Annotated in this window: 14 protein-coding genes; 5 read left to right on the top strand and 9 right to left on the bottom strand. The window is 71.2% G+C overall.

The genetic code is table 11. The annotated features are described in order from the left end of the window. Positions 1–329 precede the first annotated feature (329 nt). Positions 330–1406, bottom strand: a complete 1077-nt coding sequence (locus CFW40_RS32335) for a LacI family DNA-binding transcriptional regulator (RefSeq protein ID WP_256331158.1) — start codon at positions 1404–1406, stop codon at positions 330–332. 343 nt (positions 1407–1749) lie between these two features. Here CFW40_RS32335 and CFW40_RS32330 point away from each other — a divergent pair, with 343 nt between their 5' ends. Then, positions 1750–2697, top strand: coding sequence for a nucleoside hydrolase (locus CFW40_RS32330; protein ID WP_088801289.1), 948 nt, complete (start codon positions 1750–1752; stop codon positions 2695–2697). After that, on the top strand, positions 2694–4136 hold the full coding sequence (locus CFW40_RS32325) for an MFS transporter (protein ID WP_088801288.1): 1443 nt from the start codon (positions 2694–2696) through the stop codon (positions 4134–4136). Before CFW40_RS32330 ends, CFW40_RS32325 begins: the two co-directional genes overlap by 4 nt. Before the next feature lie 96 nt (positions 4137–4232). Here CFW40_RS32325 and CFW40_RS32320 read toward each other — a convergent pair whose 3' ends face one another. Beyond that, entirely contained in the window at positions 4233–5372 is a 1140-nt protein-coding gene (locus CFW40_RS32320) for a Vms1/Ankzf1 family peptidyl-tRNA hydrolase (protein WP_088801287.1), read from the bottom strand. A 315-nt stretch (positions 5373–5687) separates the two neighbouring features. On the opposite strand from CFW40_RS32320, the gene CFW40_RS32315 reads away from it, so the two are divergent. The 3 genes from CFW40_RS32315 to CFW40_RS32305 all read left to right on the top strand — a co-directional run bounded on the left by CFW40_RS32315 (position 5688) and on the right by CFW40_RS32305 (position 8299). Then, a complete protein-coding gene (locus CFW40_RS32315; RefSeq protein WP_088801286.1) occupies positions 5688–6104 on the top strand; it encodes a DUF2795 domain-containing protein in 417 nt (138 codons plus the stop codon). A 120-nt stretch (positions 6105–6224) separates the two neighbouring features. Next, on the top strand, positions 6225–6707 hold the full coding sequence (locus tag CFW40_RS32310; protein WP_088801285.1) for a DUF5709 domain-containing protein: 483 nt from the start codon (positions 6225–6227) through the stop codon (positions 6705–6707). Positions 6708–6967: 260 nt separating this feature from the next. Beyond that, a complete protein-coding gene (locus CFW40_RS32305; RefSeq protein WP_371127045.1) occupies positions 6968–8299 on the top strand; it encodes an NAD(P)/FAD-dependent oxidoreductase in 1332 nt (443 codons plus the stop codon). Positions 8300–8338: 39 nt separating this feature from the next. On the opposite strand, the gene CFW40_RS32300 is transcribed toward CFW40_RS32305, so the two are convergent. The 7 genes from CFW40_RS32300 to CFW40_RS32270 all read right to left on the bottom strand — a co-directional run bounded on the left by CFW40_RS32300 (position 8339) and on the right by CFW40_RS32270 (position 14145). After that, positions 8339–8749 (bottom strand): Asp23/Gls24 family envelope stress response protein, encoded by a 411-nt coding sequence (locus tag CFW40_RS32300; RefSeq protein ID WP_088801283.1) that lies wholly within the window; start codon positions 8747–8749, stop codon positions 8339–8341. 225 nt (positions 8750–8974) lie between these two features. After that, a complete protein-coding gene (locus tag CFW40_RS32295; RefSeq protein WP_088801282.1) occupies positions 8975–9343 on the bottom strand; it encodes a hypothetical protein in 369 nt (122 codons plus the stop codon). A gap of 12 nt (positions 9344–9355) precedes the next feature. Then, entirely contained in the window at positions 9356–11089 is a 1734-nt protein-coding gene (ctaD, locus tag CFW40_RS32290) for a cytochrome c oxidase subunit I (RefSeq protein ID WP_371127046.1), read from the bottom strand. A 98-nt stretch (positions 11090–11187) separates the two neighbouring features. Continuing rightward, positions 11188–11475: a hypothetical protein gene (locus tag CFW40_RS32285; protein ID WP_143034516.1), complete on the bottom strand. Its 288-nt coding sequence runs from the start codon at positions 11473–11475 to the stop codon at positions 11188–11190. Between the two features lie 95 nt (positions 11476–11570). Then, on the bottom strand, positions 11571–11945 hold the full coding sequence (locus CFW40_RS32280) for a DUF2267 domain-containing protein (protein ID WP_088801279.1): 375 nt from the start codon (positions 11943–11945) through the stop codon (positions 11571–11573). 198 nt (positions 11946–12143) lie between these two features. Further along, complete coding sequence (locus CFW40_RS32275; protein ID WP_088801278.1) at positions 12144–13265, bottom strand: NADH:flavin oxidoreductase; 1122 nt, start codon at positions 13263–13265, stop codon at positions 12144–12146. A gap of 193 nt (positions 13266–13458) precedes the next feature. Beyond that, the gene (locus tag CFW40_RS32270) at positions 13459–14145 is read right to left on the bottom strand and encodes a DUF5825 family protein (protein ID WP_088801277.1); all 687 of its coding nucleotides are present in this window, start codon (positions 14143–14145) and stop codon (positions 13459–13461) included. Positions 14146–14166: the final 21 nt, after the last annotated feature.

The raw sequence follows: 14166 nt of genomic DNA, 5'->3' as shown, positions 1-14166 counted from the left end.
CCCGGCGATGACCGGGCGCAGGGTGGCCAGGTGGCGGGGCCGGCGGGACGAGGGGGAATGAGGGGGATGAGGGGAGGGAGCCGGGGGACGGACGGGACAGGGTGAGGGAACGGGCGGCCTTCTCCCCCTGCGGAGAAAAACGGCCGGGTGTCGACGGCATGAGGCGCCGTCAGGTCGCCGGCTGAAGGGCCATCAGCTACGGTCGGCACCGCCGATGGCTTCCCCGCCGTCGCATCGCGAGAGCAATTGCTGCCGCTGCCGCCGTCGTCGTCGCCGTCTCTCTGATCGTCGCCCTCGGCAAGGACGGCAGTTGCCGCCGTGACGACCGGTCAGCCCCCGGGAACCCTTGACGCTTCGACGCAAGGCCTGCCGGGCGCGCCGGGTGCGCCAGACGTGCCCGGCGCGCCGGTGGAGGCGCTGGAGGCCCGTACGACCAGCTGCGGTGCCAGCCGGACCGTGTGCCGCGGCCCCGGCTCCGCTCCGGCCGGACCGCGGCTCAGCAGACGGGCGGCTTCGGCGGCCAGTTCGCCGACCGGCTGGCGGACGGTGGTCAGCGCCGGATCGGCGAGGCCCGCGAGCGGGATGTCGTCGAAGCCGGTGACGGCGACCTCGCCCGGTACCTCCGCGCCCAGCTGCCGCAGCCGTTGCAGCGCACCGGCGGCGATGAGGTCGTTGGCGCAGATCAGGGCGTCCGGGCGGGACGGCCAGAGGCGGTCGACGGCAGCCCGCCCCCACTCCACCGAGAAGTCGCCGAGTGCGAGGCGTCCGGGGGCCTCGGGGTCCAGCGCCGCGGCGCCCGCCTCGTACGCCGCGCGCCGTTCGACCGCCGCCGACGCGGTCCCGGCCGCGCCGACGAAGCACGGGCGGCGGCGGCCGGTGGCAGCCAGGTGATCGAGCACCAGCGCCATACCGGCCGCGTTGTCGACGGCGACGGAGTCGGCGACACCGGGTCCGCAGCCGCGGTCGAGCAGCACCAGCGGCACCCGGGCGGCCGCAGCGGCCACCGCTTCCCGGCTGCGCCGCTCGTCGACGGGTATCAGCAGCAAGGCGTCGACCTGCCGCCCCAGGAGGGCGTTGATCCGGGCCGCCTCGGTCACCGGGTCGTCGTCGCAGTCGGCGAGGAGCACGGCCCGCCCCTCGGCGTGCAGGGCGTGCTCCAGCTCCCGGACGAGGGAGGGGAAGAACGGGTTGGTGATCTGCGGCAGCACGAGTCCGACGGTGCCGGTGGAACGGCTGCGCAGGGCGCGGGCCACCTGGTTGGGCCGGTAGCCCAGGCGCTCGGCCGCCGCGCGTACGGTGCGGGCGGTCTCGGCGCCGACCGGGCGGGTGCCGGCCAGGACGCGGGAGACCGTGGCGATGGAGCAGCCCGACGCCAGCGCGACATCCCTCAACGTGACTTCGGCCACCGTCTCCCGGCTCCCTCCGTTCGGCCCGCCCGAACCGGAGGGAGCATACGCCCCCTTGTCCGCCCGGCAAACGTTGTCCCGTCACAGGCGGACCCCCGGCCGTTGTCCCCGCTCTTCGTCCCGATAACGTCCGGATGGCCAGAGATTGAACCATTGACAACCCGCGGGCCCATGGGTCAAGTTTCCGGAGAACGTTTTCCATGCTGCTCGCTCGCCGGCTGACTCCACGCCCGGGCTCACCATGGGTGACCGCCGGGCGCGCTGTGCGCCACAGCCCATACCGGCCCGCACACCACACCTTCATCACCGTTTTTCCGAGCAGCAGAGCAAAGGGGCTCCTCCGTTGGCCAGAAAGATCATCCTCGACTGCGACCCGGGGCATGACGATGCGATCGCCATGCTCCTGGCACATGGCAATCCCGACGTCGAGCTGGTCGCCGTGACGACCGTGGTCGGGAACCAGACGCTGGAGAAGGTGACCCGCAACGCCCTGTCCGTGGCGCGCATCGCCGGGATCACAGGCGTGCCCTTTGCCGCCGGCTGCCCGCGTCCGCTGGTGCGGGCCATCGAGACGGCGCCGGACATCCACGGCGAGACCGGTCTCGACGGCCCGGACCTGCCCGAGCCGGCCTTCGAGCTGGACCGCCGGCATGCGGTGGACCTGATCATCGACACGGTGATGTCCCATGAGCCCGGTGAGATCACCATCGTCCCGACCGCGGGCCTGACGAACATCGCCCTGGCCGTGCGCAAGGAGCCGCGGATCGCCGAGCGGGTCCGCGAGGTCGTCCTGATGGGCGGCGGCTACCACGAGGGCAACTGGAGCGCGGTCGCCGAGTTCAACATCATCATCGACCCCGAGGCCGCGCACATCGTCTTCAACGAGCGCTGGCCGGTGACCATGGTCGGCCTCGATCTGACGCATCAGGCGCTGGCCACCCCGGCCGTCGAGGAGAAGATCGCCGCCGTCGGCACGGCGCCCGCCCGCTTCGTCCTGGAGCTGCTGGACTTCTTCCGCGAGGCCTACCGCGAGAACCAGGGCTTCGATCACCCGCCGGTGCACGACCCGTGCGCGGTGGCGTATGTGATCGACCCGGACGTCATGACCGTACGCAAGGCGCCGGTGGACATCGAGCTGCGCGGGGCGCTGACGGTCGGGATGACCGTGACGGACTTCCGTGCGCCCGCCCCGGAGGACTGCACCACCCAGGTCGCGGTCACGCTCGACCACGAGCGGTTCTGGAACCTCGTCGTGGACGCGCTCGAGCGGATCGGCGACGTCGAGGCATGAACGTTTCCACCACTGCGCGCCCCGTCGAGGCGACGGACGGCGACGGCTCCGGCGTCCGGATAGGTGTCCTGGTCACGGCGCTGCTCGCGGCGTGCTTCGCCTTCCAGCTCAACGCCAGCATGCTCAGCCCCGCGCTGAAGAACATCGAGGACTCCCTCGGCGCCACGTCCGCCGAGATCGGCCTCACCCAGACCGCCTTCTTCACCTCGGCGGCGCTGTTCTCCCTGTTCCTCCCGCGGCTGGGCGATGTCATCGGCCGCCGCCGGGTGCTGGCCGGCATGCTCGCCCTGATGGTCGTCGGATGTGCCGTCGCCGCGCTGGCGACCAGCGTGCCGATGCTGTTCGCCGGGCGTGTCATCCAGGGTGTCTGCGGTCCGGTCGTCCCGTTGTGCCTGATCATGCTGCGGGTCGAGGTGAAGGAGCCGAAGCGGTACGGCACCCTGCTCGGCGTGATCACCGCCGTCAACGGCGGTATCGCCGGTGTCGACTCCCTCGCGGGCGGCTACCTCGCCGACCGGCACGGTTTCGGGTCGGTCTTCTGGGCGATGGCGGCCGTTGCGGCCCTGGCCACCGTGCTGGTCGCGACCCTGACGCCCGAGTCGAAGGCGCCGGCGGCGACCCGGATGGACTGGCCCGGCGTGGCGCTGCTCGTCATCTCCGTGGGCTCGCTGCTGATCGCGCTCAACGAGGCGGGCAAGCTGGCCGCCGCCGACTGGCCGCTGATCGCCGTCCTCCTCGTTCTGTCCGCGGCCGCCTTCGCGCTGTTCTGGCGGACCGAGAACCGCAGCGGGCACCCGCTGGTCGCCACCCGGCACCTCAAGCAGCGCGCGACCTGGGCGACCCTGCTGACCACCGTGCTCACCATGACCGGTGTGTTCGCCGTCATGAACGGGCTGATCCCGGCCTTCGCCCAGGACGCCCGGGCCGGGCTCGGGATGAGCGCCGAGGCCTCCGCGTGGTGGACCCTGTCGCCGTACGCGCTCGCCGGGCTGGCCATGGGTCCGCTGGCCGGCCGCCTCGCCGCCACCTTCGGCTACGGCCGCATCCTGCGGTGCGGGCTGGTCGGATCGTTGGCGACGGTCGTGCTGATGCTGCTCACCATGCACAGCCATTCGCAGGTCCTGCTGCTGGTGACGTCCATCCTGGTGGGCATCGCCTACGCGGGCGTGGCGAACATCGTCCTCAACGGGCTGGGCATCGTCCTCTCCCCCGCCGAGAACCCGGGCTTCCTGCCGGGCCTCAACGCGGGCGCGTTCAACCTCGGCGCGGGGCTCAGCTTCGCGCTCCTCTACGCGGTCAAGACCGCCGCCACCCCGGCGGACCCGTCGTCCCCCGGCGGCTACACCGCGGGCATGATCGCGGGCGTGGTCATCCTCGCCGCGGCCATGGGGACGTCCTTCCTGATCCCGAAGCCGGTTGCCGCCGAAGCCCAGGACTGAGGCTCACGCCTGCCCCCGCTCCCTCACCGCCCGCCGACCGGACTCCGGTCGGCGGGCGGTGAGGGAGCGGGGGTCCCGGGTACGGCGTCCCGCGGCTCACTCCGGCCCCGCGTCCACCGTCCCCCGCAGGATGGCTCCGAGCCCGCCGGTCGGTGCCCGGTCGGCGTCCCGGACCACCACGACGTCGGCCCCGGTCGCGGCCGCCGACCGCACCAGGGCGTCGTCCGCCCGGGCGACCGCGGGATGTTCCTCTCCCAGGTACGACAACTCCGTTCCGCGTACGGCGAGTTGGTCGGCGTCGGAGCCCACCCAGACCTGCCGGGCGATGTCCGAACCGTGCGGGCTGACCAGCAGGGTGTCGATCCGGTGTTCCCGCGCCGCCTCGATCAGGGCGGGGATACCGGCCGCGGCATGCGGAGCGCTCTCGTTCCCGGGCCCGGCGCCGGTGCGGAAGCGGTCCGCCACCCGCGCGATGTGTTCGCGCTCCTGTACCGCTCTGACCTGGGCGATGTCCCGGTCCACCAGGGCGCTCTCGGCACCGGGCGCGCGACCGCCGTGGGAACTCTCGCAGGTGAGGGCACGCAGCGGCTCGGGCAGCTTCTCGTGCACCAGGTGGCGTTCGCGCGCCTCGCCGACCAGGACGACGGCCTCGGCGCCGCTCTTCTCGAAGGCCTGGCGCACCGCGTCGGCGATCTCCCCGGCGTTGTGTTCCCAAGTGTTCTCCGGCTTGGTCCGGAAGTGGCGTTCGGACGGGTCGCCCGCGGCGGTGCGGGGCAGGGGCGAGGCGGTGCGGCTGTGCCGGCCGGTGCTCCCGGTGCCCCGTTCGCCGACGAGGGCGAAGTCCGCCCCGGCCCGGTCGAGACGGACCACGAGACAGACCGGGTCGTCGCCGATGGCCGCCAGCAACGGAGTGACCCTGGGGACCGGGCCCCAGGCCGCGAAGGGGGTGGCCGGTGGCCCGGGGAGCGGGGTGTCGAGCACGATCTCACCGTGGGCGGCGAACAGCACCCGTCCGGCGTGCGGCCCACGACTGCCCTCCTGCGGCATGAGCAGGGCCTCGTGCACGGCACCGCAGGTGGCCTCGTCCGCGCCGAGCGCGAACAGCTGCGCCGTGGTGGCGCTCGCCGTCAACTCTTGCTGCTTTGCGGCGTCCTCGGTACTGAGCGGGACATTGGCATAGACGGATGCCCAGGGGCCGGGCCGGTTGATGACCGGTTTCAGGAGCGAGAGTCGCATGGCGCTGCCTCCTTGGCTTCCTCGGATTCCGCGGATTCTCCCGTGGTGGTGGGCTGTCCTCGGTGTGCGGCCGGTGTCATCGGTATGCCGTTATGGGCTGGGTGCCTTACGAATTCCCGTTCCCGAAAGCCATATGCATGGCGGGCATATGCATCTGCCGTCACGTTGCGCGCATGCCCGGATGATTTCCGTGTGCGCGGGCGAAAAGGCCACCGCCGGGTGGTGACGGGCGCCGTCGGGTTGTTACGGCCGGGGGACCAGGGAAACTGGGAGTAACGCGTCGGGTCTGTACGACTCGTAGAGCCGGAGGCACCCATGGTCATGGAACACGGCACGGACAAGACCGGCCCCGCCCGGGATGACGTGATGAAGAAGCAACTGCGGGGGCAATTGACGGCGGAGCGCTCCCTGCGGACCGATGAGGAGCACGAACTCCAGCCGGCGGGAGAGGACCAGCCGGTGGCGGCCTGGTCCCCCGAGAGCGACTTCAGGGGCGGCACGCCGAGCGGGATGAGCGAGCGGGATGTCGGGCTGCGTTCCGAACTCGCCCAGCACCTCGGGCGGAGCCTGTATCCGGCCGACAAGTACGCGATCATCGAGACCCTGCGGCGGAACAACGCTCCGGACCGGCTGGTCGCGATGGCCGAGCGGCTGCCCGCACACGAGCGGTTCGGCAATGTGCAGAGCATCGCCGAGGCCGTCGGCATCGCGACGGAACACCGACGCGCCTGAGGCGGGCGAAAGCGTGCCTCCTGGCGCTGCCGCCGGACGCCAGGAGGCGGACAATCGGTTGTACAGGCACCTGCCGCACCCCCGCGGCCGGCCCGGCGAAGGCGGAGAAGGAGGGCGGTTATGTCCGACGACGCAATGGGCGACGAGGTCTATCAGCCGCCCAGGTCCGACCCCCAGGACAACCCCAACGACCTCGACATGGAGGACGCCCTGGACGAGCCGGATCTCGACGAGACGCTGGACACGGGCTATTCGCCCCCGGAGCGGCCCTTCGTGGTGAACCACGAGGGGACCACCGCGCGGGAGCTGCACGACCGCGAGACGCTCGATCACCGGCTGGCCGTGGAGGTTCCGGACGTCCGCGCGCCCGACGGCGACGGCATCGGCGATCTGCCGGGCGGGGTGGGGGAACCCACGGACCTCGAATGCGGCGAGGAGCGGGCCGGCCGGCTCGTGGGCTCCGACGAGGGATTCTGGCGCGGGGGCAGCAATGACATCGCCGCCCGGGACGTCGGGATCGACGGCGGTGCCGCGTCGGCGGAGGAGGCGGCGGTGCATATCGCGCGGGACAATGCGGGGGACGGGGAGCGGGAGAGCGGCTGATTGCCCGCGGGGATTCCTTTCCGGTGCCCGCAGGCCTTCCCTTCCGGTGGCCCGCGGGGAGGTCTGTCCGGCGGGCCGCGGGGTTGCTTTCCGGCCGAACGGCGGAGCGCCACGACACCACCATGTGTATCCGGCCGCTCACCGGTTAGCCGACAGGGCACCACACCCCTCGGTGTGCCTGCGCGGGCCGTCCGTCACACCGGACCGCGACCGCCGCGCCCGGCCCGGCGCTGGAGCACCCCTCGACCGCAGGAGTCCACGTGAACCGACGTCGTCCTCGGATCGTGATCGTCGGAGCCGGCTTCGCCGGGTTCGCATGCGCCCGTACGCTCTCCCGGCTGGCCAGGGGAGCCGCCGAGATCGTGCTCCTCAACCCCCATGACTACTTTCTGTACGTTCCGCTGCTGCCGGAAGTGGCGGCCGGAATTCTCGAACCCCGCCGGATCGCGGTATCGCTCACCGGGAACCTGCCGGACACCCGGCTCGTCCTCGGGCAGGCCCACGACGTGGACCTCGATGCCCGCCAGGTGCGCTACACCGACCCCGAGGGCGGGAAGGGCGCGCTGTCCTACGACCGGCTGGTGCTGACGGTCGGCAGCGTCAACAAGCTGCTGCCCGTCCCCGGCGTCGCCGAGCATGCCCACGGCTTCCGCGGTATGCCCGAAGCGCTGTACCTGCGCGACCACGTCACCCGCCAGATCGAACTGGCCGGTGCGTCCGAGGACCCGGCCGAGCGGTCCGCCAGGACCACCTTCGTGGTGGTGGGTGCCGGATACACCGGCACCGAAGTCGCCGCCCACGGAGTGCTGTTCAGCGCCGACCTGGCCCGGCAGAACGCCGGACTCAAGGACGGTCCGCGCCCCCGCTGGCTGCTGCTGGACGTCGCCGACCGACTGCTGCCCGGACTCGACGAACGGCTGTCGCACACCGCCGACCAGGTTCTGCGCTCCCGTGGCGTCGATGTCCGCACCCGCACCTCCGTCAAGGAGGCCACCGCCGACGGGGTGCTGCTCGACGACGGCGAGTTCATCCACAGCCGGTCCCTGATCTGGTGTGTGGGCGTACGGCCCGATCCGCTGGTCGACTCGTTGGGGCTGCCCACCGACAAGGGGCGCCTGTGCGTGGACAAGTTCCTGGGCGTGCCCGGCCGGCCGGAGGTGTTCGCCTGCGGTGACGCGGCGGCCGTGCCGGACCTGACGCGCCCCGGCGAGGTGACGCCGATGACCGCCCAGCACGCCCAGCGGCAGGGAAAGGTCGCGGCGCACAATGTCGCGGCGTCCTGCGGCCGGGGTTCACCGCGTGCGTATCAGCACCATGACCTGGGGTTCATGGTCGACCTGGGCGGTTCGCAGGCCGCGGCGAACCCCCTGCACCTTCCGATCTCCGGCCCGCTCGCCGCGGCCGTCACCCGCGGCTATCACCTGATGGCGATGCCGGGGAACCGGGTCCGGGTGGCCGCCGACTGGTTCCTGGATGCCGTGCTGCCGCGCACCGGCGTTCAGCTGGGTCTGCTGAACTCCTGGTCGGTACCGTTGGACACGGAAGCCCCCGAACTGCCGCGCCTGCCGGGAGGCGAGTCCGCCAGGACGTAGGGAGTTGAGTCTTCTCAGAGGGGGCTTTCGAGGGGAGAGCTACTGCACCCTTTCCTCTTCCTCCTCTTCGGGGAGCCACACATCACTCACCGCGATGTTGACTTCCACGACCTGGAGACCGGTCATCCCCTCGACCGCGGAAATCACGTTCTGGCGCACGGCTCTGCCCACCTCGGGGATGACCTCGCCGTAATCGACGACGATGTCCAGGTCGACCGCGGCCTGTTTCTCGCCGACTTCGACCTTGACGCCGTGCACGGTGGTCGTGCCTCCGCCGGGTACGCGTTTGCGCAGGGCTCCCACCGATCTCGAAAATCCGCTGCCGAGGGCATGAACCCCGATCGATTCAGCGGCTGCCAGATAGGCGATTTTGGCGACCACACCGTCGGCGATGGTCGTCCGCCCCAGGTTCCCGGTGTTCCGCGCCCCGCGCTCTGCGGATTCGGTCATCGCGCCTCACCTCTTCGCTCCATCGAGGGGAAGTCTTCGGACCCTCTCTTCACGCTATGGCCGTACGGGTGACGCTGCCTCCCGAAGCGGAGCGGGACGGCCGCGGGGCAGGCACCGGCCCCCTGCACCACCCCGGCACCACCCCGCCCTTTGCCGGTCCGGCAAGGAATTTTGTCCGCTGCGGGCCTTCGGCGGGCCCCCGGTACCTCACACGGCCGGCGCCGCTCAGCAGGCCGCCAGCACCAGGACATTCAGCAGCACCAGAGCCGCCAGCACAGCCAGCGCGGCCGCCAGGACACGGCGTTTGAGGCAGTCATAGCGCTGCTGGTACTCCCGGCGGAGCTGGAGCGCCCGGCCGGCGATACGGGTGACGGCCCGCTGCGAGAGATCGAGCTGCCGGAGGGCCAAGAGGCGCACCAGCTCCTGCCGTTGGGCCGTGGTCGGCCAGTCGAGGGCGTCGACGAAGGCTTCGGCGTCGGCACGGGCGCGGTCGGTCTCCGCCTGCCACAGCAGGTATCCCTCGATGTCGGCGATACCGGCCCGGACGGTACGGCTGTCCGGCGTGCGGCTGTCCGGCGTGCTGCGGTCGGTCATGGCGTACTCCGCTCAGCGCGGCTCGTCTCCCGAAGGGCGGTCGGTGCGGCCCGGCACATCCGGTGCGGCCACGTCGCGCCGCGCGCCCTTCCTGGCGTCTTCCAGGGCGGCGACGTCGGGGTGGTGCAGGTCGAAGGCCGGGGACTCGGAGCGGACCCGGGGCAGCGTGGTGAAGTTGTGGCGCGGCGGCGGGCACGAGGTGGCCCACTCCAGGGAGCGGCCGAAGCCCCACGGGTCGTCGGCCGCTTGCTTCGGCGCGTACTTGGCCGTTTTCCAGACGTTGTAGAGGAACGGCAGTACCGAGAGGCCCAGCAGGAACGCGCCGATGCTGGAGAGCGTGTTCAGCGTGGTGAAGCCATCGGACGCCAGATAGTCCGCGTAACGGCGCGGCATGCCTTCGACACCCAGCCAGTGCTGGATGAGAAAGGTGAGATGGAAACCGATGAACAGGGTCCAGAAGTGGATTTTGCCGAGCCGTTCGTCGAGCATTCTGCCGGTGAACTTGGGCCACCAGAAGTAGAACCCGGCGAACATCGCGAAGACCACGGTGCCGAACACGGTGTAGTGGAAGTGGGCCACGACGAAGTACGAGTCGGAGACATGGAAGTCCATCGGCGGTGAGGCCAGCAGCACGCCGGTCAGGCCGCCGAAGAGAAAAGTCACCAGGAACCCGATCGACCAGAGCATGGGGGTCTCGAAGGACAGCGAGCCGTGCCACATCGTGCCGACCCAGTTGAAGAACTTCACCCCGGTCGGGACCGCGATGAGGAAGGACATGAAGGAGAAGAACGGCAGAAGTACCGCGCCGGTCACGAACATGTGGTGCGCCCAGACCGTGACCGACAGCCCCGCGATGCTGATCGTCGCCGCGATCAGTCCGATGTAGCCGAAGATGGGCTTACGGCTGAAGACGGGGAAGATCTCGGTGACGATGCCGAAGAACGGCAGCGCGATGATGTACACCTCGGGGTGGCCGAAGAACCAGAAAAGGTGCTGCCACAACAAGGAGCCCCCGTTCGCGGCGTCGAAGACGTGCGCACCGAATTTCCGGTCCGCCTCCAGCACCAGCAGCGCGGCGGCCAGCACGGGAAAGGCGAGCAGCACCAGCACGGCCGTCAGCAGGATGTTCCAGGTGAAGATCGGCATCCGGAACATCGTCATGCCCGGCGCGCGCATACAGATGATCGTCGTGATGAAGTTGACCGACCCCAGGATGGTGCCGAAACCGGAGAAGGCCAGGCCCATCACCCACAGGTCGCCGCCGATTCCCGGGGTGTGGAGCGGGCCGGACAGCGGGGTGTAGGCGGTCCAGCCGAAATCGGCGGCCCCGGCCGGTGTGATGAAGCCGCTCACGGCGATCAGGGAGCCGAACAGGTAGAGCCAGTAGGCGAACATATTGAGCCGCGGGAAGGCCACATCGGGCGCGCCGATCTGCAGCGGCATGATCCAGTTAGCGAACCCGGCGAAGAGCGGAGTCGCGAACATCAGCAGCATGACGGTGCCGTGCATCGTGAAGGCCTGGTTGAACTGCTCGTTCGAGAGGATCTGCAGCCCCGGGCGGGCGAGCTCCGCCCGGATGGCGAGCGCCAGAACTCCGCCGACCATGAAGAACCCGAACGACGTGCCCAGATAAAGCGTGCCGATCGTCTTGTGGTCGGTGGTCGTCAGCCAGTCCACCACCACGCGTCCGGCATTCCGCCGCCGCTTGACCGGTTGCAGGGATTCCGTCTGCTGAACGGCTGTCACGGTCCGCACTCCTCATCGCCCGCGGTCGCCCCCCTGCCGAGCTGACGGTACAGACACCTCGGAACACGCCAAAGAGGCTCGCCGCTGCAGCCCATCAGTCACATGAAGGGGTGGGCGGCGCGGGGCGGCCCGGATGCCCGAGGACGGCACGGAAGCGGCCGCGGCCCGCCCAGCCGAACGCGGTGCGCTCCGCCCGGCGGCGTGTCCTCGGGGCGTTCGGCCGGCTCCCCGCGCCGGCGTGGCGCCAGGTGGCCGCTGCCGTCCTCGCGGCGGGGAAAGCGGACGCTGCCCAGGAAGGGAGCCAGGCCGGCCGCCAGGGGGAAGCGCAGGGGTGCCGGGCCGATGCGGGCCTGCCCGTCGTAGAGCGTGTAGGGCAGGAGCGTCATCGAGCGGACGAAGGATCCGATGGCCGGCCGGTCCGTCAATCAGTCCGCCCGATGGAGCGTCAGCCCGTCCGGCGGCCGGTCCGCCTGCCTTTCCGTCAGCCGGACTCCACCAACTGCACGTACTTCTTGCCGAGTTGCGACATGGCGTGGTCGAACTCCTTCTCCGAAATGGCCTCGTGCAGCGTGCCGAGCACCGCGCGCAGGCCGCGGCTGGCTTCCGGCCGGGTCAGGCCGGTGCGCTCACGCACCCTGCGGATCGACTCGTCCGGCCCGAAGGTCTCCGTCTCACCGCTCCCCCGCTGGAGCGAGCCACGCAGGGACTCGGGAAGTTCGAGGGCCAGATCGCGGACTTCGCCGTTGCTGAGCCGAACGCCCAGCGTCTCCAGAGTCGCACGGGTGAGATCGGCCGCTTCCTGCCGCGAGAGTCCCGCCCGAACGGCCACCAGCTGGAAGAACTCCTTGTCGTCCATGCGAGCCTCCACATCGGAATCGAGGGGTGGGCGAGGGAGGCCACCTCACCCACCACCTTGCCACGCCCGCATCCCACGTGCGAGGCACCGCACGACCACCCCCCGCGGGCGGCGGATCACCCACCGTCGCGGGACACCTGCTGCGACCCAATGGTCACCGGTAGTGCCAGGCGGGTGCCGCCCCCGCACCGCCCCGCGTCAGCTCAGCGTCCGCAGCATCGAGGCCTGGAACGGCTGGAGTTCGCCGGTGCGGCCCTCGAAGATCTTGGCCGCCCACTCCGGGTCACCGAGCAGGGCCCGTCCAACGGCCACGAGGTCGAACTCGTCGCGCTCCATCCGGTCCAGCAGCCGGTCGATACCGGTGACGCCTGCCTGCTCGGCCCGGAAGGTCCCGATGAACTCGTTGTCGAGACCGACGGAGCCGACGCTGACCGTCGGCCTGCCGGAGAGCTTCTTGACCCATCCGGCGAGGTTGAGGTCCGAGTCCTCGTACTCCGGCAGCCAGTAGCGGCGCGTCGAGCAGTGGAAGGCGCTGACCCCCGCGTCACTGAGCGGCCCGACGACCGCCTGGAGCTCGTCCGGTGTCTCGGCGAGACGTGCCTGGTAGTTGCCCATCTTCCACTGCGACATCCGGAAGAGGACCGGGAAGTCCGGCGACACCGCCGCCCGGCAGGCCGCCACGATCTCGGCCGCGAAGCGCGTACGGGCACGTAGGCTGCCGCCGTACGCGTCGGTGCGGTGGTTGGTGGCCGACCACAGGAACTGGTCGATCAGGTAGCCGTGCGCACCGTGCAGCTCGACGCCGTCGAAGCCGAGGCGTTCGGCCGCTGCGGCCGCGTCGGCGAACGCCGCGATGACGTCGTCGAGGTCCTGCTGGTTCATGGCGTGACCGGACGGGGTGCCGTCGAGGGCGAGGCCGGACGGGCCGGAGGGCGGGGCGTCCGGGAACGGCGGCGCGCCCGCCGCGCGGGCCATGCCGACGTGCCACAGCTGCGGCATGATCGTCCCGCCCGCCGCATGCACCGCCCGGACCACCCGCTCCCAGCCGGCGAGGGCGTCCTCGCCGTGGAAGCGCGGCACGGCCCCGCTGGTCCCGGCGGCCGGGTGATCGACGTAGGTGCCCTCGGTGATGATCAGCCCGGTCCCGCCGGCGGCCCGGCGCGCGTAGTAGTCGGCGACATCGGCACCCGGCACACCCCCCGGCGAGAACTCGCGGGTCATCGGCGCCATGGCTATCCGGTTCGGCACGGTGAGGCCGCCCAGGGTGAAGGGGCGGGAGAGCACCTGGGCCGCGCGGGCGGCGGAATCGCTGGAATGCACGTGTGGGCTCCTGGAACGAGAAGGCGGTCGCGGAGCGCCGCGGGTGGACGCTCCGCTGTGCCACAACACGCGAGAACGGAGCCGTCATCCGTTTTCGGTTGTCGTCTGCGCCACAGTGCCCGCCCGCTTGCGCCGACAGTGGCCGACAGTGCTCGCCCGCTCCGGTCCGGGGGCGGCGGACCCGCCGGAGTCCTCAGATCGCCATCGCCTCCTGGAGCCACCGGTTCACCCGGTACGGCAGCCACCACAGCAGCGGTCCCGTGCGGGAGACCAGGCGCTCCTCCAGGAAGTCGGCGGCGATCGCCTCGGGTACGGCCGACAGCGGTGCGCCGTAGGACAGTTGGCCGATCGCCTCCCGGTACCCGGGCTCGTCCGTGGTGAAGCGGCGCAGGTGGCCCCATCGGCGGTCGCGGATCTGGACGAAGCCGGGACCCTGGCGCCACACGCACTTGCAGAGGTAGTGCTCGTCGCGCCACCGGGAGAGCGCGGCCGCCTCGTCGGCGGGGCCGCTGAGGGTCCGGGGCGGCTGGAGGTGGCAGAGCTCGCGCCAGCCGTCGGCGGGCTCGGCCGGCAGGCGCAGCTGCCACTGGACGAGTACGGCGCGTGCCGTCAGATCACGGACCAGGCACAGCTGCCGGACCGCGTGCGCGGCGGCGTCGGGGGCTGCACCGGGGTCGTCGAGCGCGGTCAGGTCGATCTCCTCGGCGAGCCGCACCCGCCGTACCCCCAGCTCCCACAGCCGGGCGGCGTGCTTCTCCGGCGGTCCGGCCAGGTCGAGTTCGCCCAGGCTCATGCCGGGCAGGGTGCAGGCGTCCTCGTCGTAGTCCCGCCAGGCGGCGAGCGTCAGTGCCCGGGGGGCGGGGGTGGTGGTGCAGGTCATGGATGTCTCCTCGTGGGCCGG

Source organism: Streptomyces sp. 2114.4 (genome assembly GCF_900187385.1).
Taxonomy (GTDB): Bacteria; Actinomycetota; Actinomycetes; order Streptomycetales; family Streptomycetaceae; genus Streptomyces; species Streptomyces mooreae.
Note: the sequence above shows the minus strand (reverse complement) of the source record. Positions and strands in the feature narration are given on the sequence as shown.

Coding starts and splice junctions, on each gene's coding strand:
- CFW40_RS32310 (WP_088801285.1), top strand. CDS start 6,225: ATGTCCGACGACGCAATGGGCGACGAGGTCTATCAGCCGCCCAGGTCC.
- CFW40_RS32270 (WP_088801277.1), bottom strand. CDS start 14,145: ATGACCTGCACCACCACCCCCGCCCCCCGGGCACTGACGCTCGCCGCC.
- CFW40_RS32325 (WP_088801288.1), top strand. CDS start 2,694: ATGAACGTTTCCACCACTGCGCGCCCCGTCGAGGCGACGGACGGCGAC.
- CFW40_RS32315 (WP_088801286.1), top strand. CDS start 5,688: ATGGTCATGGAACACGGCACGGACAAGACCGGCCCCGCCCGGGATGAC.
- CFW40_RS32300 (WP_088801283.1), bottom strand. CDS start 8,749: ATGACCGAATCCGCAGAGCGCGGGGCGCGGAACACCGGGAACCTGGGG.
- CFW40_RS32320 (WP_088801287.1), bottom strand. CDS start 5,372: ATGCGACTCTCGCTCCTGAAACCGGTCATCAACCGGCCCGGCCCCTGG.
- CFW40_RS32280 (WP_088801279.1), bottom strand. CDS start 11,945: ATGGACGACAAGGAGTTCTTCCAGCTGGTGGCCGTTCGGGCGGGACTC.
- CFW40_RS32285 (WP_143034516.1), bottom strand. CDS start 11,475: ATGACGCTCCTGCCCTACACGCTCTACGACGGGCAGGCCCGCATCGGC.
- CFW40_RS32295 (WP_088801282.1), bottom strand. CDS start 9,343: ATGACCGACCGCAGCACGCCGGACAGCCGCACGCCGGACAGCCGTACC.